Genomic DNA, 22,105 nt, shown 5'->3' on the forward strand with positions numbered 1-22,105 from the left:
CGAAGGAAATACCGCCCGATGTGGAGCCTGACTTTCGCCCCGCTCGTCCCGCTGCCGCTGCTGATCGGCCTCGCCGCTCTGGCCGCGGTCGCTGCCGGCATGGCACTGGTGCTGGCCGGACGCGGCGCGATCCTGCGGGCGCTGGCGCTCACTGTGCTGGCCGTGGCCCTCGCCGATCCCTCGCTCGTCTTCGAGGATCGCGAGCCGGTGAAGGACGTCGTCGCCGTCGTCGTCGACAAGTCGGCCTCGAACCGCCTCGCCGATCGCACGCAGCAGACGCAAGCCGCCCAGGCCGAGATCGAGCGGCAACTGCGCGGCATAACCGGCGTCGAGGCGCGGACGATCGAGGTCACCGACCAGCAGGGCGCCGGCGACGGCACCCGCCTGTTCGAGGCGCTCGCCTCCGGCCTCGCCGACGTGCCGTCCGAGCGCGTCGCCGGCGCGATCGTGCTCAGCGACGGCCTCGCCCATGACGCTCCGGCCACGGCCGAGGCACTCGGCCTGCGTGCGCCACTGCATGTGCTGACCACCGGCCGCGAGCGCGAGATCGACCGGCGCATCGTGCTGGTCGATTCGCCGCGCTTCGGCATCGTCGGCAAGGAGCAGAATGTCCGCCTGCGCGTCGTCGAGAAGGGCGGGCCGGGCCGCGCCGCGATCACGGTGCGCCGCGATGGCGAGATCATCGCGCGGCGCGAGGCGATCGCCGGACAGACGGTCCAGGTGCCCGTCCGCATCGATCGCGGCGGCCCGAATGTCATCGAGATCGAGGCCGCCCCGCTCGACAACGAGCTGACGCTCGCCAACAACCGCGCCGTCATCACCATCGAGGGCGTCAGAGACAAGCTGCGCGTGCTCTTGGTCTCCGGTGAGCCGCATCCGGGCGAGCGGACCTGGCGCAACCTGCTCAAGGCCGACGCCAATGTCGACCTCGTCCACTTCACCATCCTGCGCCCGCCGGAGAAGCAGGACGGCACGCCGATCAACGAGCTCTCGCTGATCGCCTTCCCGACGCGCGAGCTGTTCCAGGTCAAGATCAAGGATTTCGACCTGATCATCTTCGACCGCTACGCCAACCAGTCGATCCTGCCGCTGGTCTATTTCGACAACATCGTCCGCTATGTCCGCGACGGCGGCGCCCTGCTGATCGCGGCCGGGCCGGAATATTCCGGCGCCCAGTCGCTGGCGCGCACCCCGCTCGGCCAGATCCTGCCGGCGCAGCCCGATGGCAGCGTCTTCGACGAGGCCTATCGCGCAAGGGTCAGCGAGCCCGGCAAGCGCCACCCCGTCACCCGCGACCTGCCGGGCTCCGAAGTCGAGCCGCCGCGCTGGGGCGAATGGCTGCGCCTGGTCGGCGCCCGCGCCCGCTCGGGTTCGACCGTGATGACCGGGCCCGGCGATAGACCCCTGCTGCTGCTGGCGCGCGAACAGAAGGGCCGCGTCGCGCTCTTCCTGTCAGACCATGCCTGGCTCTGGGCCCGCGGCTTCCGCGATGGCGGCCCGCATCTCGACCTGCTGCGCCGGCTCGGCCACTGGCTGATGAAGGAGCCGGACCTCGAGGAAGAGGCGCTGCGCGCCAGCGCCCGTGGCCGCAATATCGAGATCGAGCGCCAGACTCTCGGCGACAACCCGGCCCCGGCGACGATCACCGCCCCCGACGGCTCAACCCGCACCGTGCCCTTTGAGGTCGGCCGCCCCGGCCTCTTCGTCGCCCGCACCGCCGCGAGCGAGTTCGGACTGCACAAGGTCACCACCGAGAACCTCACCGCCTTCGCCAGCGTCGGCCCGGAGAATCCGCGCGAGCTGATGGAGGTGGTCAGCGATCCCGGCAAGCTGCAAGCGCTGGCGGAAGCGACCGGCGGCTCCTCGCGCCGGATCGGGCAGGAGAACGGCTCAGGCGTCACCATTCCGCGCATCGTGCCGGTCCGCTCCGGGCGCCAGTTCGCCGGCGCCGACTGGATCGGACTGCGCATCAGCGATTCCGGCATCGTCCGCGGCGTCTCGATCTCGCCGCTCTTCGTCGGGCTGATCGGCCTTGCCATCCTGTTCGGGGCGCTGGTCGCCGGCTGGATCGGCGAGAGCGGGCGGAGATTCAAGCGCGAGGCGTGACCACTGCCGTGATGCTCAGGCTTGACCCGAGCATCTCAGGCCGGAAGAGGCTCCGGCCTCGCGCCTTCTGGTCAGGAGATTCTCGGGTCTGCGCTTCGCTCCGCCCGAGAATGACGGCCTTCCCTTACCGTAGCGCCGCCACCGCGCCCTTGCGCTGCAAGAGCACGCCATCCTTCAGCTCCAGCGCGAGGAAGCGCGCCGGATCGGCCGGGCCGGGCAGGACGAGCTGGCCCGGCTTCACCGGCTTGAAGCCGAAGCGGGCGTAATAGGGCGCATCGCCGACGAGCAGGATCAAATCGTGGCCATGCGCGCGCGCCGCCTCGATCGCAGCGTTCATCAGCGCCGCACCAATGCCCCGGCCTTCGAAGGCGGGATCGACGGTGAGCGGCCCGAGCATCAAGGCCGGTCCGCCACCGGCCAAAATCGGCGTCACCCGGACCGCGCCGACCAGGAAGGTGCCGACATGGCTGGCAAAGGAGAGCGCCGGATCGGGTGGCGCGCCCTCGCGCAGACGGAAAGCCGTACGGGCGAATCGCCCCGGCCCGAAGGCGCGCTCGTGCAGGCGTTCGATCGCCGCGGCGTCGCCCGGCAATTCCTGGCGGATGGTGAGGGGGAGCGAGGTCATGGTCGGGTTCGCGGCATGGCCGAATTCGGCAGGAATGGCAATGGCGCCGCTTTCACACCGGCCTTGCCCAGAGGTCCTGATGGCCGACACGGACGGAGGTCGCCCCGCGCTTGGCCTCCAGCCAGCTCGCGATCGACTCCGGCGAGACATGTCCAGTCTCAGTCACGGCAGCGGCGATCCCGGCCGCCAGCTCATGGATCAGATCGGACTGGGCCGCACCAAGCTGCCACGGGCTCTCTCCGACCGTGACCGCTGTGCCCGCCTTGCGGAAGGCCTGAGCCAGGGCCTCGGTCGCATCGGGGCCGGCCGCAGGGCCAAAACCCTTGTCGCCGTGCTGGTGATGGTGGAAAGCGGCAAGCATGCGCTGGTCCTCAGAGTGCGCGGGCTCCCAGCTCTCGCGCCCGTCATAGGTCAGCACCGTGTAGAGCGGCAGCCGCATGCTGACGAGCGAGGCGACGAAACGCTCGAGCCAGCGTGTCGAGGCCAGGTCGAACAACGCTGCGGCGGTGACGAGGTCCGGCTGCCAGCCGAGCACCCATTCGAGCTCCTTGGTCAGGTCGGCCTGGCGGAAATCGACGGTCAGCGTCTTATCGTCCTTGCGCAGGACAAGTTCCTCGCCCTGCTCCTGCGCCTCGTCGGCCCATTCGGCAAGCTTGCGCCGCGCCACCGAGAGCAGACGGCTGTCGGCATCGACCAGCGTCCAGTGCTGGCGCGCCGGCAATGCGCTGTAGCTGCCGCGCAGGTTGGAGCCTGTGCCGCTGCCAAGGTCGATGATCGCGAGCGATTGCCGCTCCGCGAAGGCCGAGCCCACCGCTGCCAGCACCTGCGGATTGCGCGCTGCGTGGTCGGCCGGCTCGCGCAAGGCGAGCCAATCGGGAGAAAAACCGCTCATGGGGAAACCTTCGCGCACACGTCAGCGACGATCGTCGCAGTCTCTCGCCAGCGCGGCAATGCGCCGGCCGCCTGCCAGGCGGCGTCAGATCGGCGCCGGCGCTCGGCAGGATCGTCGATCAGTCGCGCCAACCCGGCCCGCAGCGCCGCGACATCGCCCGGTGGTACTTTCAATGCAGCCTCGTCGGGAGCAGTCTGCGCCGCCGCACCGCCCGTGGTGCACAGAATCGGCAAGCCGCGGGCCAACGCCTCGGTCAGCACCATGCCGTAGCCTTCGAAGAGCGATGGCATGACGAAGAGGTCGGCCTTGGCATAAGCAGCGTCGAGCTCGGCCTGTTCGAGCGCGCCGGCGAGCCTGATCCGCCCGGACAGGCTCGCGGCGGCGAGCTGCGCCTTCAGGGCAGTCGTGGTGGCGGGGACACGATCGTCGGCGCCGACGATCGTCAGGCGCCATGGCTTTTCGGTCAGCCCCTCCAGCGCCGCGATGAGAACATCATAGCCCTTGCGCGGCACAAGCGAACCGACAGCCAGCAATTCGACGCTCTCGCCGCCAGAGCCGACGGCCCTCTGCGCCGGGTCGACACCTGGCTCCGCCACCGTGATCCGCTCCGCCGGCACGCCGAAATCAGCGGCGAGCAGCCGCTTGGTCGTCTCGCTGGAGGCGATGACAGCGGCTGCAAAGTGCAAGGCCGCCGTCTCGCGCCTAACGAAAGCCGCCGCCTGCGCCGGCGACAGCCCCGTCTCCAACCCGAGCGGATGGTGCACCAGCGCAACGACGCGCCCGGCAAGCCCCGCCGCGATGCTCTCCGGAAAGGCGCCATAGGCGAGCCCGTCGATCAGGAGCACGCAGTCGAAGGACTGCGACAGCACAGCCCGGCCGGTTTCGGCGAGCTCGGCCTCGCTCGGATTGGGGAAGCCGCCCGGCAACGGCAGATGCCGCGCCGCGATGCCCATCTCGCGCCATTCCCTCAGCAGCCGCCGATCATAGGCATAGCCGCCGGTCGGCAGCGAGAGATCGCCGGGAATGGCGAAGACGATCTCGCTCACGCGAGCGCGCCCTCATAGCTCGCCCGCGCCAGATCAGTCTCATGCAAGGTGACGCGGATCTTGGCGAGATCGGCCGCATCCGCCCCTAGCTTGCCGGTGCGGGCTGCCAGAGCCATCGCGTCGAAGATATACTTGCAGAGGAATTCGGTGGTGGTCAGCACGCCCTCGAACTGCGGCAAGGTGTCGAGGTTCTTGTAGTTCAGCGGCTTCAGCGTCTGGTTCAGCACGGTCAGCGCCGCACCGATGTCGACCACGACGTTCTGGCGGGTAAGGCTCTCGCGGAAGAAGGCGACGTCGACGACGAAGGTCGCGCCGTGCATCGCCTGCGCCGGGCCGAAGAACGGGTCGGGCAGCGAGTGGCCGATCATGATGCGATCGCGGACTTCGACGGAAAACATGGGCAGTCTCCTTCAGCGGCCGCAGTCTTGGCGAAGCCCGGGGCGTGGCGTCAATAGCGCAGGACGGCGGTCAGCCCCGCGCCGGCGAACAGGGTCGGCAGCCGCGCCGGCGCATCCTTGAACGCGATCTCGTCGCTGATCAGCGCATCGAGCCGCTCATCCGCCAGCAGCGCCAGCGCCGCCTGCATGCGGCGGGCATAGTCGAAGCGCGCTCGCCGCGACGGCGAGATCTGCCCGACCTGAGAGGAGACGAGTTGCAGGCGGCGGGCATGGAAGGCGCCGCCGAGCGAGGCCGCGACAGTTCCTTCGCCATACCAGCTCAGTTCGACGATCCGCGCCTCGAAGCCGGCCGCGCCGATCGCCGTGGCGAGACCGGCGGCGCTGGCGCTGGCATGGAAGACGAGGTCGGCATCCCGTGGGCAATCGGCCGGCAGCGCGAAGCGGCAGCCCAGCGCCTGCGCGAGCCCGGCGCGGCTCTCGTCGACATCGACCAGCGTCACCTCCGCGCCCGGCAGCTTAACTGCGATGAAGGCGGTGAGCAGGCCGAGCACGCCACCGCCGACCACAGCGATGCGATCGGCTGGGCCGGAGCCGGCGTCCCAATGTCCGTTGAGCGCGGTTTCCATGTTGGCGGCGAGCACGGCGCGCCTCGGCGGAAGCCCCTCCGGCAGCGGGGTCACGCGGCCCGCCGGCACGACGAAGCGATCCTGGTGCGGGTGCAGGCAGAACACCGTTCGGCCAAGCAGTTCGGCCGGCCCCGCATCCACCATGCCGACGGCGCAGTAGCCGTATTTCACCGGAAACGGGAAAGCGCCCTGCTGGAGAGGGGTCCGCATGCGCTCATATTCGCTTTCGGGGACGCGGCCCTCGAAGACCAGCCGCTCGGTGCCGCGGCTGATGCCGCTCCAGAGCGTGCGCACCAGGCAGTCATCCGGGCTCAGCTCCGGCAGCGCTTCGGTGTTCAGGACGCATTCACGCGCAGCGGCATACCAGAGCGCTGTCGCCTGCACGCTTGCTTCGTTCGCAATTGCCGGCTTTACCACGCATCGCCCTCCGCGCCGTTCCCCGCCAGCCTTATCGAGCCTATGACGGAAACCGCCATGAACCAGCGTCCCGCTCCGACCACGTTCCAGGCGGCGGCGCAAGAGGACACCAGGCTGACGCCGGCCGGCTTGCAATCTGTCCGGGTCCTGCGGGCGCGGCGCTGGCTCGTCGCCGCCTTGAACCTCCTGACGCTTGCGGCCTTCCTCTACGGCCTCGCCCATGTGCTCTCGGCCGGCGGCTGGAGCCTCGCCGATATCGCAATCTTCATCGCCTTCGTCTTCGGCGCGCCCTGGACGGTGCTCGGCTTCTGGAACGCCGTGATCGGGCTCTGGCTGCTGCATGGCACCAAGGGTGGGCTCGATCAGGTCGCGCCCTTCGCCGCCGCCGGCGAGACCGACACGCCGCTCGCGCTCCGCACCGCCGTGCTGATGACGCTACGCAACGAGAACCCGGCCCGCGCCTTCGCACGGCTGCGCGTGGTCAAGGACAGCCTCAACGCCACCGGCGAGGGCGGCTGGTTCGACTATTTCGTGCTGTCCGACACGAATGCCCCCGCGGTCGCGGCGCAGGAAGAGGCCCTTGCCGCCGAGCTTTCCCGTGATGCGGGCGAGGACTGCACCATCGTCTATCGCCGCCGCAGCGACAATGCCGGCTACAAGGCCGGCAATGTCCGCGAATTCTGCGATCGCTGGGGCGATCGCTACGAACTGATGCTGCCGCTCGACGCGGACAGTGTCATGTCCGGCGACGCCATCGTGAAGCTCGCCCGGATGATGCAGGCCTATCCGAAGCTCGGCATCCTGCAGAGCCTGGTCGTCGGCATGCCCAGCAAGTCCGCGTTTGCCCGCGTCTTCCAGTTCGGCATGCGCCACGGCATGCGGCCCTACACCATGGGTTCGGCCTGGTGGATCGGCGATTGCGGCCCGTTCTGGGGCCACAACGCCATGGTGCGGATCGCGCCCTTCCGCGACCATTGCCACCTGCCGAGCGTACCGGGCGGGCCGCCGCTCGGCGGCCCCATCATGAGCCATGACCAGGTCGAGGCGACATTGATGCGCCGCGCCGGCTACGAGGTCCGCGTGCTCCCGGTCGAGGCCGGCAGCTGGGAGGAGAACCCGCCGACCATGCTCGAATTCGCCCGGCGCGACCTGCGCTGGTGCCTCGGCAATCTGCAATATCTCAAGATCATGGACATTCCCGGCCTCAAGGCGATGAGCCGCTTCCAGCTCGCCTGGGCAATCCTGATGTTCATCGGCCTGCCGGCCTGGACGCTGATGATCGCGCTGTTGCCGCTGAAGGTGCTGGAGGATCGCGCCATCGCCGATTATCCGGCGGGCTTCGCCGCCTTCCTCTATGTGCTGTTCTTCGCGATGTATCTGTCGCCGAAGCTCGCCGGTTTCGCCGACATCCTGCTGACCAAGGGCGGCACGCAGCGCTATGGCGGCACCGCCCGCTTCATCGCCTCCTCGCTGATCGAGATCGTCTTCGCCTTCCTGCAGGGCGCGGTCTCGACCTTCCGCACGACGCTGTTCATGATCGGCCTCGCCTTCGGCAAGGCGAAAATCGGCTGGAACGGCCAGGCCCGCGATGCCCATGCCCTCTCCTTCGCCACCGCCTTCGCCGGCCTCTGGCCGCATCTCATCTTCGGGCTCTACATCTTCGGCACACTCGCCGTGCTATCGCCGACCGTGCTAATCTGGTCGCTGCCGCTGACCGCCGGCTACATCCTCGCCATCCCCTTCGCCATACTGACCGCGGCCCCGGCGCTGGGCGCTCTCTTCGTCCGCGCCGGCCTCTGCGGCATCCCCGAGGATTTCGCCCCGCCGGCCGAGATCGTTGCGATCCAGGGCGGCAAGGCGCGATGAAGCCGGTCGCCTATCCCAAGGGCACCGCCAGGAGCCTCTCGCGCTCGCTGCGCGTCTACCATGGCGACCACACCCGCAAGGCGGCGATGGATTCGCTCTATGCCCGCTTCCTGCGGCCGGGCGACCTCGCCTTCGATATCGGCGCCCATGTCGGCGACCGCATCTCCTCCTTCCGCCGGCTGGGCGCCCGCGTCGTCGCGCTCGAGCCTCAGCCCGGCCCCGCCCGCGCCCTGCGCCTGATCCATGGCCGCGATCCCAAGGTGACGCTGGTCGAAGCCGCCTGCGGCGACAGCGAGGGCAGCGCGACGCTGAGGATCAACAGCGCCAACCCGACCGTCTCCACCCTCTCGGGCGAGTTCGTCGATGCGGCCCATGGCCAGGACGGCTGGCGCGAGCAGGTCTGGGATCGCGAGCTCACCGTGCCCTGCACCACGCTCGATGCGCTGATCGGCGAATATGGGCAGCCGGCCTTCATCAAGATCGATGTCGAGGGCTTCGAGGCGCATGTCCTCGCCGGGCTCACGCAGACACCGCCCGCCCTCTCCTTCGAGTTCACGACGATCCAGCGCGATGTCGCCGAAGCCTGCCTTGCCCGGCTCGCGGCGCTCGGCCCCTATCGCTTCAACGTCGCGCTCGGCGAGAGCCAGCAACTGGTCTTTCCGGAGGCAGTCGGACCGGAGGCCATGAGCCACTACCTCCGCGACCTCCCGCACGAGGCGAACTCCGGCGACGTCTACGCGCTGCTGTCGCGCTGAGGGCCGCTCAGGCGCCGCTCTGCCCGAGCCAGGCGAGCCCGGCGGCGATCAGTAGGCCGAGCCAGCCGGGATGCCGGCCTCTGGTTGCGCAGAGCACGAGGGCCGAGCCGGCGAAGGTCGCGATTGCGATGATCCGTATCTGAAGGGCGTGTGCCGGCAGATCGGGCGATGTGGCGAACAGGATCAGCAGCGCCGCCAACGCCCAGCCAAGCACCGAGCACAGGTGCCAGTTGGCCCAGAGGATCCGCAGATGCCGCTCGCGCAGGGGCGCCGGCACGAGCAATGGCACGATCGTTCCCGCTCGCAACTGCCGGAAGATCAGGATCTCGCCGATCACCGAATGGGCGAGGCCGATCACGATCATCAGCAGGCCGGCGGCCAACAACTGCATCTGCATCAATCATCGCCCCGGCCCGCATCAGCACGCTCAGTCGGGCGCGATCCCGAACGCGACCGCAAGTGCTCCCGATGTCGCAAGGTCAGCGGGGAGCCGCCTCAGTTTTCACACTCGGTTACCAAAGGTGATCGCGCCCCGGAAAATCCTGGCTTGCGCTAGGTCACCTCTGCCCTTAGAGCAGCCCTCCCTTCGGACGCCTCGTGTCCTGGCTCGCCGAGCCCAGGCTGGCGCACACCGCTCTGCGGGAAGTGTGTTCCGCGCCGGAGGGGAGGCCTTGTAGCTCAGTCTGGTAGAGCGCCCGAGATGATCGGGAGGTCGGCGGTTCAAATCCGTCCGGGGTCATGGAACTAGCTCAGTCGGGTAGAGCGCAAGACTGTTAATCTTGTTGTCGAGGGTTCGAATCCTTCGTTCCAAAGCATTCGCTCCGCAAAAGCGAATTCACAATCGGGAAGCCGCCTTGCTTTCCGCGCCGTGACGACCCGACCTGCCGCTTCGGTGGCCGCGAGGGCTGGAGCGGCAAGCGCGCCCGGTGCTCCGCGTCATGGCGGATACCGGCCGCCGAAACCGCCGTCGACACGACGCGGCAAGCCTTCGCCTTCGGGTGACGGTGCGCCGCCCGAGGTCCCGCGCGCGCTCGGCGGCCTTTAAGCCATGACCCGCAACGGCCACGCTGGAAGGCGGGGCGGCGACCTTTTCGAGTTTGCCGGAGCGGCGTGGTGCCGCCCCGGCCGCAAGCGGCATCTCGCGGCAAGGGCTGCGAGGGGCCAAGACCATGGAGGTGACGATGACGCGACATATTCTTCGCCTGACGGCGCGGATCGCCGAGAACGAGCGCGGCCTGCTCCGGCGCGACGGCAAGTTCGAGCGCCTGCTCGAGCCCGGCCGGCATGTACTGCTCGACCCGCTGAAGCGGCTCAGCCTCGACATCGTCCCGGTCGTCGGCACCGAACTGCCGGCCGAGCAGCTCAGCGTCTACGAGAAGGGCCATCCGGACTTCGTCGCGCAGCATCTGCACGTCGTGCGCACCGGTCCGGGCGAGGTCGCGATCGTCACCTTGGACGGTCAGCCCCGGCACTTCCTCGCGCCGCTGCAGACGCGCGCCTTCTGGACCTGCGTCACGCGGGTCGAGAGCGAGCTGATCGACACCAGGACCGTTCTCGCGGTCGAGCCCCGTCATCTCGACAAGCTCGACCTGACGCGCTCGCCCTTGGTCGGACTCGCACTCGTCGAGGCGCATGAGGTCGGCCTGCTCTTCTTCGACGGCGTGCTGGTCGACGAGCTCCGGCCCGGTCGTCATGCCTTCTGGCAGGTCGGCCGCACGGTCAGGATCGCCAAGGTCGATCTGCGGCCCCAGCCGGTCGAGATCACCGCCCAGGAGATCCTGACCAGGGACCGCATCGCGCTGCGCGTGACGCTCACGGCCTTCCACCGCGTCACCGACGCGCGGAAGCTCGCGGCGGCGACGAACGATCTCGCCACGACGCTGTACCGGCTGGTGCAGTTCGCCGTGCGCGAGGCGATCGCGACCCGGGCGCTCGACGACATCCTGGCGGCACGCGCCGCCATCGATGCCGAGATCAAGGCCTATGTGCGCCAGCGGATCGCGGCGTTCGGCGTCGAGATCACCGAGCTTGGCATCAAGGACGTGATCCTGCCCGGCGAGGTGCGCGAGCTCCTCAACAAGGTCGTCGAGGCGGAGCGGGTGGCCAAGGCCAACCTGATCCGTCGCCAGGAGGAGACGGCGGCGACCCGCTCGCTCCTCAACACGGCACGCCTGATGGAGGACAACCCGCTGCTCGTTCGCCTCAAGGAGCTCGAGGCGCTCGAGAAGCTGGTCGAGAAGGTCGGCCGCATCGACCTGCACACCGCAGGTCAGGGTGCCGGCCTGGAGGCTCTCCTCCAGAACCTCTACCGGCTCGGCCGCACGCCTGCCGAAGAGCTGGAGCGGAAGGCCTGACCGGCCGCTCCAGCGGCAAACCTGACATCCGCCTGATGGTGGATCCCGGGCCACGCGCTTTCATCGGCGCGTGGCCTTCTTTATGAGGGGCACATCGCGAGGCGGATCGGCTGGCCAGCCTGCGTTCATCTCGCCCTCTCCAGGATCGCGGCCCCGACAGCCGCTCTATCGAAGGATGGTCATGCGCAGCTTCGTCCGTTCGCTCACGGTTTCGCTCTCCCTCATTCTCGCTGCCGCTGGCACAGCCCACGCCGCCGGCGACGTTGCGGTCGAGGTCAAGAACGAGTCGGAGCAGGTCGCCTGCGCCGAGAAGGACAACGTCACCATCAAGGCGATCTCGCCGGAGGTCCGGCGCTTCCGCATCGAGGCGGCGCACCCGGCCTATATCGCCGGCCTGCTGCGCGACAATTGGGACGCCGACTGGACCGATTGCGACATGAGCGGCGATCCCGTCCACAAGGCGCCGGTGCCGCCGCAGCGCATCACCTTCTACGAGAGCATCGAGTACTGGCTCGTCGGCTACACCTTCGAGAGCTTCTGGCGCCCGGCCGAGACGACCTTCCGGGTCGGCGACCGCGTCGAGAAGGGCCTGCACCTCGTCCAGCTCTGGAAGCTCGGCAAGACCGGTTCCTATGAGGTCCTCGTCGTCTATCCGCAGGACGGCTACTGGCGCGTCCGGCCGCTGCCGCCGCAGCAGCTCTCGGCCGCCGCCTATGGCTCCTCCTTCCTGTTCGGCCCGATCGAGCAGGATGGCGCCCGCCCTGTGGTGAACATCAGGGAGATCGCCTTCGATCCCAAGACGCTCTCGTTCAAGCTCGCCTTCAAGGACGGCTCCTCCGGCACGCTCAAGCTCGACAGCGTCGACGAGAACCGCATGGTGCTCGATGCCGTGCTCGACAAGCCAGTGACCGGCGGCAAGGCCTTCGCCGCGCTGCGCTCGATGTACGTCACCGAGTTCAACAACGACGTCGCCCGCATCGCCATCCGCGAGCCCGGCGCCAAGGGCTGGCGCGAGGAAGCGCTGATGCCCTTCACCGGCGGCAAGGCGACCGATGTCTGGATGGGCCGCACCACCCATTCGCGCCACAACACCTCCTCGCCCGACATGGTCTTCCGCAGCTTCTCGAAGGACCCGAACCCGCCGGCCAAGCCGGAGGCGAAGAAGTAGGCTTTCCTCGGGCTCTCGACTGGCCGTTCTTCCCTTCTCCCCTTGCGGGAGAAGGTGGCTCGGCGAAGCCGAGACGGATGAGGGGTCGCTCAGGTCTGGAACGCTCCGCGAGAGGTGGACCGGCTTTCCGGCAATCTCGCGAGACCCCTCATCCCAACCTTCTCCCGCAAGGGGAGAAGGGGTTCCCTCCCACCTGTCCCGTCTGTCAGCCCCAGCTGGAAAGCCGTCCTTGGACACCTCCACCATCGCGACGCTAGCCCTCGGCGCCGCTCTCGCCGGCTTCGTGCAGGGCCTCTCCGGCTTCGCCTTCAGCCTCGTCGCGATGTCGGTCTGGGCCTGGACGCTCGATCCCAAGCTCGCCGCGGTCATGGCCGTGTTCGGCGGCCTGACCGGCCAGACCATCGCGGCCGTGACGGTGCGGCGCGGCTTCGATTTCGCCCGGCTCTGGCCCTTTCTGCTCGGCGGTCTCGCCGGCATCCCGGTCGGCGTGCTGCTGCTGCCCTTGGTCGAGGCCAATCTGTTCAAGGCCGGGCTCGGCATCCTCCTGGCGGTCTGGTGCCCGATCATGCTGTTCGCGCCGCACCTGCCGCCGGTCCGCTTCGGCGGGCGGTTGGCCGATGGCGCGATCGGCCTGATGGGCGGCATCATGGGCGGCTTCGGCGGCTTTACCGGCGTCTTGCCGACGCTGTGGTGTTCGTTGCGCCGCATGGACAAGGATGTGCAGCGTTCCATCGTCCAGAACTTCAACCTGACCATGCTCGCCGCCACCATGCTCGGCTATGTCCTGGCCGGGAACGTCACGCGCGCGATGTGGCCGGCCTTCGCCATCGTCGCGCCGGCGATGCTGATCCCCTCGCTGCTCGGCGGGCGGCTCTATATCGGCATCAGCGAACAGGCCTTCCGCCGCATCGTGCTGACTTTGCTGACCCTGTCTGGCGTCGCTCTGCTGGCCTCGTCATTGCCGCGCCTGCTGGGTGGCTGACGACACGGAACCCTGACGCACCCGCACAGGTTATCGATGACGTGCCCGCCCGAACGGGCTAGCCTGCCGCCTCGATCCGACTGACGAGACCGACCATGCCGCGTTTTGCCGCCAATCTCTCGATGATGTTCAACGAGTGGGAGTTCCTCGACCGCTTCAAGGCGGCCTCCGAGGCCGGTTTCGAGGCGGTGGAGTTCCTGTTCCCCTATGAACACGCGCCGGAGAAGGTCGGCCTCGCGCTCGCTGGCGGCGAGCTCGAGCAGGCGCTGTTCAACCTGCCGCCCGGCGACTGGAACAAGGGCGAGCGCGGCATGGCCGCCCTGCCCGGCCGCGAGGAGGAATTCCGCAAGGGGATCGACACCGCGCTGGCTTACGTCCACGAGACCGGCGTCAAGCGCCTGCACATGATGGCGGGGCTGACCGACCCGAACGATCCAGCCGCCCAGAAGGCCTATCGCGCCTCGCTCGCCTATGCCGCCGACAAGCTCGGCGAACATGGCGTCGACCTCCTGCTCGAACCGATCAACGGCAAGGACATGCCGGGCTATTTCCTCAACGATTTCGACCAGGCGGCGGCCTATGTCCGCGAATCCGGCCGGCCGAACGTCAAGCTGCAGTTCGACATGTATCATTGCGAGCTGATCCACGGCGATGTCGGGGCGCGGCTGGAGGCGCTCTATCCGCTGGTCGGCCATGTCCAGATCGCCAATGCCGAGGGCCGGCACGAGCCCGACAGCACGCGGCCCGATTATCCCGCGCTGTTCGCCCAGCTCGATTCGCTGGGCTATGCCGGCTTCGTCGGCTGCGAATACCGGCCGCGCGCCGGCACGCTCGAAGGCCTCGGCTGGTTCTCGCCCTGGAAGAAGCACGCGTGAGCGGCCCCCGCTTTCCTCATCCGGTCCTCGTCGCCGATATCGGCGGCACCAATTGCCGGCTCTCGCTGGTGCAGACACCCGGCGCGCTGCATGAGCCGCTGGCCCGGATCAGCACCGGCGCGCATCCGACGCCGGAAGCCGCGCTCGGCTCGGTGCTGTCGACCCTGACGGTGAAGCCGCGCTCGGCGATCCTCGCCGTCGCCGGTCCGCTCGATGGGCGAAAAGCGCAACTCACCAATGCCAGCTGGCATTTCGACGGCCCGTTGCTCGGCAAGGCGCTCGGTTTCGAGCAGGGCCTGCTGGTCAATGATTTCGAGGCGCTCGCCGCCTCGCTGGCGGTGCTCAGGGACCGCGACCTCGTCAATCTCGTCCGCGGCCAGCCGGAACCCGAAGGCCCGCGCCTCGTGCTCGGCCCCGGCACCGGCTTCGGCGCCGCTGCCCTCCTGCGGCGCGGCGACACCGGCATGCTGGTGCCGACAGAATCCGGCCATATCGGCATCGGCCCCGAGGACCCGACCGAGGTGAAGCTCTGGCCGGCTTTGGCCGAGGGCGTCGCGCGCGTCACCGTCGAGGAACTGCTCAGTGGCAGCGGCCTCATCCGCTTCCATCGCGCGGTGATGCGGCAATCCGACGTAGCCGAACCGGACGTCAGTGCTGCCGACGTCACCACGCTCGCGCTCGATGGCAATCCCGGTGCGCTGATGGCGGTGGTCTGCTTCTGGCGGCTGCTGGCGCGTGTCGCCGGCGATCTCGCGCTCGGCTTCAAGGCGACGGGCGGGGTCTATCTCGCCGGCGGCATCGTCCCGCGCATCCTGCCGCTCGCCGACAAGGCGACGATCCACGCCGTCTTCGCCGGCAAGCCGCCGGTCGAGGATCTCGCCGCCCGCTTCGCGCTCAACGTCATCACGGCCGATGACCCGGCCGAACAGGGCCTGGCGGCAATCGCCGCCACTCCCGGCCGCTTCGGCCTCGACGATCCCGCGCGCTTGTGGTTTGCCTGAGCGCGCTCGCGCTCACCCGCCCCTGTTCGAAGACGATTCTCAGCCTTGCCCCAGCTCTACGGCATCCAGGTCCTGCGCGCGCTCGCTGCTCTGATGGTTGCGATCCATCACGTCCAGGCCGATGCGGGCTTCCTCGCGGCGAGGGCGGGCACCGCCTTCACGCCTTCGCATGCTCTGCCCTGGACCGCCGGCGTCGACCTGTTCTTCGTCATTTCCGGCTTCATCATGGTGCATTCCTCGGCCGGATTGTTCGACCGGCCGGACGGGACGCGCCTGTTCATCGCCCGGCGTATCGCCCGGATCGTGCCGCTCTATTGGGCCGCGACCACGCTCTTCCTCGTCATGCTCCTCGCTTCGCCCGCATTGATCAATTCCGGCGCGCCGAGTCTGCCGCAGATCGCTGCGTCCTACCTGTTCTGGCCGATGGCGAACGCCGAAAACCAGCTGCAGCCGATCTATTCGCTTGGCTGGACGCTGAACTACGAGATGCTGTTCTATGCCCTGTTCGGCGCAGCGCTGCTCGCGCCGGGCCGGCTGGTCGTGCCGCTCGTCTGCACTGCGCTTGCCGGCCTGGTCGGAGCGCAGGCTTTGGCCGGGCCCCTGCCCTTGCCCTTCGGCTTCTGGGGCCAGCCGATCGTGCTCGAATTCGCCGCCGGCATGGTGGTCGGCCTGCTCCGCCAGAATGGTCTCAGGCTCGACGGCCGCCTGCGCTGGCTGATCGCGGCGGTCGGGATTGCGCTGTTCGTGATCGCTTCCGGCGACGGCTGGGCCCAGACGTCATGGGGCGCCGTCGCCCTGCGAGGCCCCGGCGCACTGCTCCTGGTCACCGCCGCGGCCTGCGGGCGCAACGTCACCGCCCCATCGGCGCTGGTACGCTCGCTCGCGCTGCTCGGTGACGCGTCCTATGCACTCTACCTCGTCCACCCCTTCGCGATGCGGGCGCTGCGTGAGGTCTTCGCCCGGATCGCGCCGAGTGCGACCGGTCTCTTCATCGTGCTGGCGCTGGTCGCAGCGGTGATCGCAGCTCTGGCCGTCTACCATTGGTTCGAGCGGCCGATGACCAAGGTCCTGCGGCGGGTGCTCCGAGCCTGAATGGCCTAAGGCTTCTTCAGCCGCATCCCTTTCAGCGACTGCCCGACGACGCCGCCATCGCGTCGCCGTTCCGGCCGCTTGGCGACGATCGTCTCGACATGCTGCTCCTGCGGGAAATAGCCGCGCTCCAGCACTTCGAGCGTATATTCCTCATAGGTGAGACCGAGCGCCTCGGCCCGTTCCTGCCGCCTCAGCGCAATCTCGCGCGGCTTTTTCCAGGCCTTGCGATGGGCGAAGCGCCAGTCGAAAGTGCGGCCGATCTCGCCTTGGCCGGTTTCCAGCTTGCGCTTCTTCTCTTCCAGCGGCGGGCCGCCATTGTCGCCGATACGGGCAGTTCTGGGCTTGCGCGGGGCCGGCTGTCGCATGAGTTTTATCTCATATGAGATACAAAACGTATCTCATAGTGGATCAAGCTGCACCACCCTGCAAGCCCTGGCAGGGTGACAGGCGCGCCGCCGCAGTCTATCCCGCCCGCCATGGCTCCTTTGCTCCACCTTCGCGACGTCGCGCTCACCTTCGGCGGCCAGCCCTTGCTGGAGGGCGCGGAAATCGCCGTCTCGGCCGGCGAACGGGTCTGCCTGGTCGGCCGCAACGGCTCCGGCAAGTCGACCCTGCTCAAGATCGTGGCCGGGCTGGTCGAGCCCGACAGCGCCGAGCGGTTCGTCCAGCCGGGCGCGACCATCCGCTATCTGCCCCAGGAGCCCGACTTCTCCGGCTACAAGACCTCGCTGTCCTATGTCGAGGCGGGCTTGGGTCCCGGCGACGACGCCTATCGCGCGCAATACCTGATCGAGGAACTGGGCCTGACCGGCGAGGAAGACCCCGCCAGCATGTCGGGCGGCGAATCGCGCCGCGCCGCACTCGCCCGCGTGCTCGCGCCCGAGCCCGACATCCTGCTGCTCGACGAGCCGACCAACCATCTCGACCTGCCGGTGATCGAATGGCTCGAGCAGGAGCTGAAATCGCTGCGCTCGGCCATGGTGCTGATCAGCCATGACCGCCGCTTCCTGAGCTCGCTCTCGCGCGCCACGATCTGGCTCGACCGTGGCGTCACCCGCCGTGTCGAGCGCGGCTTCGGCGAGTTCGAGGCCTGGCGCGACGAGGTGCTGGCGCAGGAGGAGCTCGACCGCCACAAGCTCGACCGCAAGATCGCCCGCGAGGAGGACTGGCTGCGTTATGGCGTCAGCGCCCGGCGCACCCGCAACCAGCGCCGGCTCGGCGAATTGCATGGTCTGCGCGAACAGCGTCGCACCGCCCGCCAGGCCGTCGGCTCGGTCAGACTGGAAGCAAGCGAGGCGCAGGCCTCCGGCAAGCTGGTGATCGAGGCCGTCGACATCGCCAAGGCCTATGACGGCCGGCCGGTGGTCAAGGATTTCTCGCTGCGCGTCGCTCGCGGCGACTGCATCGGCATCGTCGGCCCCAACGGCGCCGGCAAGACGACGCTGATCAACCTGCTCACCGGCGCGCTCAAACCGGACTCGGGCAGGGTCAAGCTCGGCGCGACGCTCGAAATGGTGACGCTCGACCAGCGCCGCGAGAGCCTCGATCCGGCGACGCCGCTCGGCGATGCGCTGACCGGCGGCGGCTCCGACCAGGTCATGGTCGGCGGCACCCCGCGCCACGTCATCAGCTACATGAAGGACTTCCTGTTCCAGCCGATCCAGCGCGGCACCGCAGTCGGCGCGCTCTCCGGTGGCGAACGTGGTCGGCTGATGCTGGCCCGCGCTCTCGCCAAGCCGTCGAACCTGCTGGTGCTGGACGAGCCGACCAACGATCTCGACATCGAAACGCTCGACCTGCTGCAGGAATTGCTGGCCGACTATTCCGGCACTGTCCTGCTCGTCAGCCACGACCGCGACTTCCTCGACCGCGTTGTCTCGTCGACCCTGATCTCGGATGGCGACGGCGTCTGGACCGAGTTCGCCGGCGGCTATTCAGACATGTTGGCCCAGCGCGGCCGCGGCGTCGGCGCCAAGGTACGGGCGGTTCCGGTGAAGGGATCGGCAGTGGCGTCACCGACGCCCGCTCCGACCGCCAGCGTGGCTGCTGGGAAGCGCAAGCTCTCCTTCAACGAGCAGCACGCGCTGAAGACCCTGCCGCAGCAAATCGAGAAGCTGCAGGCCGAAGCCGGCAAGCTCAATGCGGCGCTGGCCGGTGATCTCTACACCCGCGACCCAAAACTCTTCGCCAAGGCGACGGCAAGGCTCGACGAGGTGACGCGTGAGATCGCGCAGACCGAGGAGCGCTGGCTCGAGCTGGAGATGCTGCGCGAGGAAATTGGGGCGTAAGGCGGCTAACTCTCTCCGTCATGCTCGGCCTTGTGCCGAGCATCCACGTCTTGAACACTGCCCTTGATCGACGAAGACGTGGATGGTCGGGACAAGCCCGACCATGACGACAATGCCAAGCTGCGCGGTTGGCCATCCAGCCCATACAATTCCGCTATCCGGCCAATCGCGAAAGCGTATTTATCCCGCCGGCCAAATCGTCCCACAGTCGGCGTGCAAACTGATCCTCGAGGAAACACCATGAGACTGAAGGGCAAGACGGCGCTGATCACCGGCGCGGCGCAGGGCTTTGGCCTCGGCATCGCCGAGACCTTCGTGCGCGAGGGCGCGCGGGTCGCGGTGCTCGACATCAACGGCGACAAGGCCCGCGAAGCGGCCAAGGCGATCGGCCGCAAGGCCTTTGCCGTCGCCTGCGATGTCGGCAAGGCAAAGAGCGTCGATGCCGCCGTGGCCAAGGTGATCAAGCGCTTCGAGCGGCTCGACATCGTCGTCAACAATGCCGGCATCAGCCACCGCAACCAGCCGATGCTGGATGTCAGCGAGGCCGAGTTCGACCGCGTCTTCGACGTCAACGTCAAGTCGATCTTCCTGATGGCCAGGGCGACCGTGCCGCATTTCCGCGAGCATGGCGGCGGCGTCATCCTCAATATCGGCTCGACCGCTGGCGTCCGGCCCCGTCCCGGTCTGACCTGGTACAATGGCTCGAAGGGCGCGGCGAACCTGCTCTCGAAGTCGATGGCGGTCGAGCTCGCGCCGGACCGTATCCGCGTCAACGCCATCGCCCCCGTCGCCGGCGAGACGCCGCTGCTCGCGACCTTCATGGGCGAGGACACGCCGGAGAAGCGCAAGGCCTTCACCGCGACGATCCCCTGGGGCCGGTTCTCGACGCCGCAGGACATCGCCAATGCCGCGCTGTTCCTGTGCTCGGACGAGTCCGAGATGGTGACCGGCTCAGTGCTGGCGGTCGACGGCGGCCGCTGCGTCTAAGAAGGGCGTCATGCTCGGGCTTGACCCGAGCATCTCTTACCGGAGGAGGCTCTGTTGGCACCTTCTCGTCCTGAGATTCTCGGGTCTGCGCTTCGCTCCGCCCGAGAATGACGGCTAGACCATCCCGCCGCCGGTGAGCGGCATCAGCTGCAGCAGCTTCACCGTGCCGTCGAGATCGAAGGCACGGCGCTCCAGGCTGATGACAGGGGCCGTTCGCGGCCCGTCGATGCGCAGGAGGTGCCAGCAGGCGAGCTCGCCATGGCCGCCGCGCAGGCCGATCGAGGCCGATGGCACGCCGACGATCGGCACGTCATGGTCGAGGCCTGGCCGCCAGGCCAGCGAGAAACGGTGATTATGGCCGTGCAGGACGAGCTCCGCCCCCACCCGGCGCAGCATCGCCTCGAAGGCGTCGGCATCGACCAGCTCGCGCGTGCGCCGCGCACCGCCGACATAGGGCGGATGGTGGATCAGTACGACGCGGATCAGCCCATCGGCCTTGGCTTGTGCCAGCAGCTTCTCGGTGACGGCGATCTGGGCCGAACCGACGCGCCCGGTCGCCATCAGCGGCATGGTCGGGATGCCGGTGTTCATCCCGATCAGCGCGACCGGACCGCGCTTGCGATACCAGGGATAGCCCGCCTCCCCGCCATCGCTGGCGCACCAGGGCGCCAGCTCGCGCGCCAGCGCCGAGAGTGACGAGCGCGCATAGCAATCGTGATTGCCCGGCACGAAGCTGACAGTGTCGCGCGGGCCGAGCGTATCGAGGAAGGAGAGCGCCGTCTTGAACTCGGTCGGCAGGCCGATATGCGAGACATCGCCGGTGCAGGCGATATGGTCGGGCTTCTGCGCCAGGATGTCGGCGACGATCAGCCCGAGGATTTCCATGTCATGGGCATGGCGGCGCTTGCGTCGCCAGTTGACATATCCGGTCGCGCGCTTGCCGATCAGCTCGCGCAGCGAGAACTTGGTCAGCGGCCCGAGATGCGGGTCGGAGAGATGCGCGAGCGTGAACACGCTCCAGCGCTTGCCTTCAACGCCTGCGCCCCGTCAAGCACGACGGTGGCGGCAGGCGAAGATGACGCAGCCTCGAAAGGCTCAGTTGGCCGAGCCCATCAGCTCCGAGACGATGCGCGGATCGGTCAGTGTGACGGCCGGCTTCCAGACGAAACGCGGCTTGGCGTTCAGACGGGCGGTGATGAAAGCGAGAAGCATGATAATTCCCCAGCGGTGATGCGATGCTTGTGATCCTCATATATGGCGCGTTTGTGTTATATCGAGAGGCAAATCAGAGTTCTGATATGCGTCTGCTGCATAGAAAATTAATCCAGCATCAGGATTTGCCCAAATCGTGAGCAACGAGGACGGATCGGGCCCGCGCTCCGGCGCATCAGGGGTCGAACGCGTGCCGCGCGGGCTCCGGCGGCTGGCCGGGCGGGCCCTGCACCTCTATTTCCGCCTGCGCCGCGGCATGACGCTCGGCGTGCGCGCCGCCGTGCTGAGCGAGGCCGGCGAGGTCTTCCTGGTGCGCCATACCTATACGCCCGGCTGGCACCTGCCCGGCGGCGGGGTCGAACCGAACGAGACGCTCGCCGATGCGCTCGCCAAGGAATTGCGCGAGGAAGCCAACATCGCGCTGACCGCTCCGGCCGCGCTGCACGGGGTCTTCCTCAACCGCCATGTCTCCGACCGCGACCATGTCGCCGTCTTCGTTGTGCGCTCCTTCACGCAGAGCGGACCGAAGCAGCCCGATCGCGAGATCGCCGAGGCGCGCTTCTTCCCGCTCTTGGCCCTGCCGGAAAAGACGACGCGAGGCACACGCCGACGGCTGGCGGAGATCTCCGAGGCGAAGGCGCCTCCCGCGGAGTGGTGAGCCCTACTTCAACCCGGGCAGCATCCGGCGCAGGACACCGTCCTTGCGAATGAAGTAGTGGAAGAGCGCCGCGCCGATATGCCCGCAGGCCAGGAATGCCAGCAAGAGGGCGAGCCAGCCATGGACGAAGAGCACGCGCTTGGCGGCTTCTTCGTTCGGCGCCGCCAGTGCCGGCAGGTCGAACAGGTTGAAGATCGTCAGCGCCGGGAACAGCGAGATGCCGATCCAGCCGAGCAGCGGCACGATCAGCAGCAGCCCATAGAGCATCCAATGCAGCAGATGCGAAGCAGCCTTCTGCCACCATTCCAGCGTCGGCTCGTCGGGCGGCGCGCCATGCACCAGCCGGTAGATCAGCCGGCCCGCGCTGAGCCAGAGCACCAGGAAACCGAGCGACTTATGGGTGGAGTAGAGCGCATCGGTCACCCCGTCCCAGATGTCGAGCGTGTTGCCGCGATAGGTCATGGCGAGTCCCAGCGGGATCATCACGAACACCGCCGCGACCGTGATCCAGTGCAGCGCCCGCGCCAGCGCACTGTAGACGGCACCGCGTCCCGCGCCTGGCACTACCGGGTCATGCCCCTGCGTCATTTCCCTTACGCGCTCCCGCTCGCCATATCTGGTCAGGGTCCGCTGCGAAGACTATTCATCTGGTGTTCAATCTCACGCTTTTATAGGCCAGTCTGCAATCGGTCGCCGATCAGTCCGATTGCAGGACCTGCCTTGGGAACCACGCAGAAGCGGAAACGTTGTAGGAACG

The 22,105-nt window shown here is 68.2% G+C and carries 21 protein-coding genes and 2 tRNA genes; 14 read left to right on the top strand and 9 right to left on the bottom strand.

Going from position 1 to position 22,105, the window contains the following annotated elements; genetic code table 11:
* The first annotated feature begins 18 nt into the window (after positions 1–18).
* On the top strand, positions 19–2,106 hold the full coding sequence (locus AC07O0_RS12100) for a hypothetical protein (protein ID WP_494623266.1): 2,088 nt from the start codon (positions 19–21) through the stop codon (positions 2,104–2,106).
* 124 nt (positions 2,107–2,230) lie between these two features.
* On the opposite strand, the gene AC07O0_RS12105 is transcribed toward AC07O0_RS12100, so the two are convergent.
* The 5 genes from AC07O0_RS12105 to AC07O0_RS12125 are packed head-to-tail and all read right to left on the bottom strand — an operon-like array spanning position 2,231 to position 6,077.
* The gene (locus AC07O0_RS12105; RefSeq protein WP_494623268.1) at positions 2,231–2,731 is read right to left on the bottom strand and encodes a GNAT family N-acetyltransferase; all 501 of its coding nucleotides are present in this window, start codon (positions 2,729–2,731) and stop codon (positions 2,231–2,233) included.
* A 52-nt stretch (positions 2,732–2,783) separates the two neighbouring features.
* Positions 2,784–3,623 carry a class I SAM-dependent methyltransferase gene (locus AC07O0_RS12110; protein WP_494623270.1) on the bottom strand — a complete coding sequence of 280 codons (840 nt, stop codon included), beginning with the start codon at positions 3,621–3,623 and terminating at the stop codon, positions 2,784–2,786.
* Entirely contained in the window at positions 3,620–4,669 is a 1,050-nt protein-coding gene (locus AC07O0_RS12115; protein WP_494623272.1) for a glycosyltransferase family 4 protein, read from the bottom strand. The genes AC07O0_RS12110 and AC07O0_RS12115 overlap by 4 nt, the downstream gene beginning before the upstream one ends.
* Entirely contained in the window at positions 4,666–5,067 is a 402-nt protein-coding gene (locus AC07O0_RS12120) for a 6-pyruvoyl trahydropterin synthase family protein (protein ID WP_494623274.1), read from the bottom strand. The genes AC07O0_RS12115 and AC07O0_RS12120 overlap by 4 nt, the downstream gene beginning before the upstream one ends.
* A gap of 50 nt (positions 5,068–5,117) precedes the next feature.
* Complete coding sequence (locus AC07O0_RS12125; RefSeq protein WP_494623276.1) at positions 5,118–6,077, bottom strand: zinc-dependent alcohol dehydrogenase; 960 nt, start codon at positions 6,075–6,077, stop codon at positions 5,118–5,120.
* A gap of 90 nt (positions 6,078–6,167) precedes the next feature.
* Between AC07O0_RS12125 and mdoH the strand changes: the two genes are divergently transcribed.
* Both mdoH and AC07O0_RS12135 read left to right on the top strand, forming a co-directional pair.
* Positions 6,168–7,976: a glucans biosynthesis glucosyltransferase MdoH gene (mdoH, locus tag AC07O0_RS12130; RefSeq protein ID WP_494623278.1), complete on the top strand. Its 1,809-nt coding sequence runs from the start codon at positions 6,168–6,170 to the stop codon at positions 7,974–7,976.
* On the top strand, positions 7,973–8,731 hold the full coding sequence (locus AC07O0_RS12135; RefSeq protein ID WP_494623280.1) for an FkbM family methyltransferase: 759 nt from the start codon (positions 7,973–7,975) through the stop codon (positions 8,729–8,731). The genes mdoH and AC07O0_RS12135 overlap by 4 nt, the downstream gene beginning before the upstream one ends.
* Before the next feature lie 7 nt (positions 8,732–8,738).
* Here AC07O0_RS12135 and AC07O0_RS12140 read toward each other — a convergent pair whose 3' ends face one another.
* Positions 8,739–9,122, bottom strand: a complete 384-nt coding sequence (locus AC07O0_RS12140) for a hypothetical protein (protein ID WP_494623282.1) — start codon at positions 9,120–9,122, stop codon at positions 8,739–8,741.
* A gap of 276 nt (positions 9,123–9,398) precedes the next feature.
* Here AC07O0_RS12140 and AC07O0_RS12145 point away from each other — a divergent pair.
* The 8 genes from AC07O0_RS12145 (at position 9,399) to AC07O0_RS12180 (ending at position 16,203) form a co-directional block, all read left to right on the top strand.
* Positions 9,399–9,470 (top strand) — tRNA-His (locus tag AC07O0_RS12145).
* Between the two features lies 1 nt (position 9,471).
* Positions 9,472–9,541 (top strand) — tRNA-Asn (locus tag AC07O0_RS12150).
* 371 nt (positions 9,542–9,912) lie between these two features.
* Positions 9,913–11,085 carry a slipin family protein gene (locus AC07O0_RS12155; RefSeq protein WP_494623284.1) on the top strand — a complete coding sequence of 391 codons (1,173 nt, stop codon included), beginning with the start codon at positions 9,913–9,915 and terminating at the stop codon, positions 11,083–11,085.
* A gap of 181 nt (positions 11,086–11,266) precedes the next feature.
* Positions 11,267–12,253, top strand: a complete 987-nt coding sequence (locus tag AC07O0_RS12160) for a hypothetical protein (protein WP_494623286.1) — start codon at positions 11,267–11,269, stop codon at positions 12,251–12,253.
* A gap of 229 nt (positions 12,254–12,482) precedes the next feature.
* Positions 12,483–13,235 carry a sulfite exporter TauE/SafE family protein gene (locus tag AC07O0_RS12165; protein ID WP_494623288.1) on the top strand — a complete coding sequence of 251 codons (753 nt, stop codon included), beginning with the start codon at positions 12,483–12,485 and terminating at the stop codon, positions 13,233–13,235.
* A gap of 95 nt (positions 13,236–13,330) precedes the next feature.
* A complete protein-coding gene (otnI, locus tag AC07O0_RS12170) occupies positions 13,331–14,110 on the top strand; it encodes a 2-oxo-tetronate isomerase (protein ID WP_494623290.1) in 780 nt (259 codons plus the stop codon).
* A complete protein-coding gene (locus AC07O0_RS12175; RefSeq protein WP_494623292.1) occupies positions 14,107–15,111 on the top strand; it encodes a glucokinase in 1,005 nt (334 codons plus the stop codon). Before otnI ends, AC07O0_RS12175 begins: the two co-directional genes overlap by 4 nt.
* A 45-nt stretch (positions 15,112–15,156) precedes the next feature.
* On the top strand, positions 15,157–16,203 hold the full coding sequence (locus tag AC07O0_RS12180) for an acyltransferase family protein (RefSeq protein WP_494623294.1): 1,047 nt from the start codon (positions 15,157–15,159) through the stop codon (positions 16,201–16,203).
* Between the two features lie 5 nt (positions 16,204–16,208).
* Here the strand turns inward: AC07O0_RS12180 and AC07O0_RS12185 are convergent, their stop codons facing one another.
* Positions 16,209–16,568, bottom strand: coding sequence for a hypothetical protein (locus AC07O0_RS12185; protein ID WP_494623296.1), 360 nt, complete (start codon positions 16,566–16,568; stop codon positions 16,209–16,211).
* Between the two features lie 111 nt (positions 16,569–16,679).
* On the opposite strand from AC07O0_RS12185, the gene AC07O0_RS12190 reads away from it, so the two are divergent.
* Positions 16,680–18,491: an ABC-F family ATP-binding cassette domain-containing protein gene (locus AC07O0_RS12190; RefSeq protein ID WP_494623298.1), complete on the top strand. Its 1,812-nt coding sequence runs from the start codon at positions 16,680–16,682 to the stop codon at positions 18,489–18,491.
* A 240-nt stretch (positions 18,492–18,731) separates the two neighbouring features.
* Entirely contained in the window at positions 18,732–19,478 is a 747-nt protein-coding gene (locus tag AC07O0_RS12195; RefSeq protein ID WP_494623300.1) for a glucose 1-dehydrogenase, read from the top strand.
* A gap of 114 nt (positions 19,479–19,592) precedes the next feature.
* Here the strand turns inward: AC07O0_RS12195 and AC07O0_RS12200 are convergent, their stop codons facing one another.
* Entirely contained in the window at positions 19,593–20,492 is a 900-nt protein-coding gene (locus AC07O0_RS12200; protein WP_494623302.1) for a metallophosphoesterase family protein, read from the bottom strand.
* Between the two features lie 334 nt (positions 20,493–20,826).
* On the opposite strand from AC07O0_RS12200, the gene AC07O0_RS12205 reads away from it, so the two are divergent.
* Positions 20,827–21,348, top strand: a complete 522-nt coding sequence (locus AC07O0_RS12205; protein WP_494623304.1) for an NUDIX domain-containing protein — start codon at positions 20,827–20,829, stop codon at positions 21,346–21,348.
* A gap of 3 nt (positions 21,349–21,351) precedes the next feature.
* Here the strand turns inward: AC07O0_RS12205 and AC07O0_RS12210 are convergent, their stop codons facing one another.
* Positions 21,352–21,936 (bottom strand): cytochrome b, encoded by a 585-nt coding sequence (locus tag AC07O0_RS12210; RefSeq protein WP_494623306.1) that lies wholly within the window; start codon positions 21,934–21,936, stop codon positions 21,352–21,354.
* Positions 21,937–22,105 lie beyond the last annotated feature (169 nt).

Source organism: Allobosea sp. GW821-FHT10B12, from assembly GCF_059415545.1.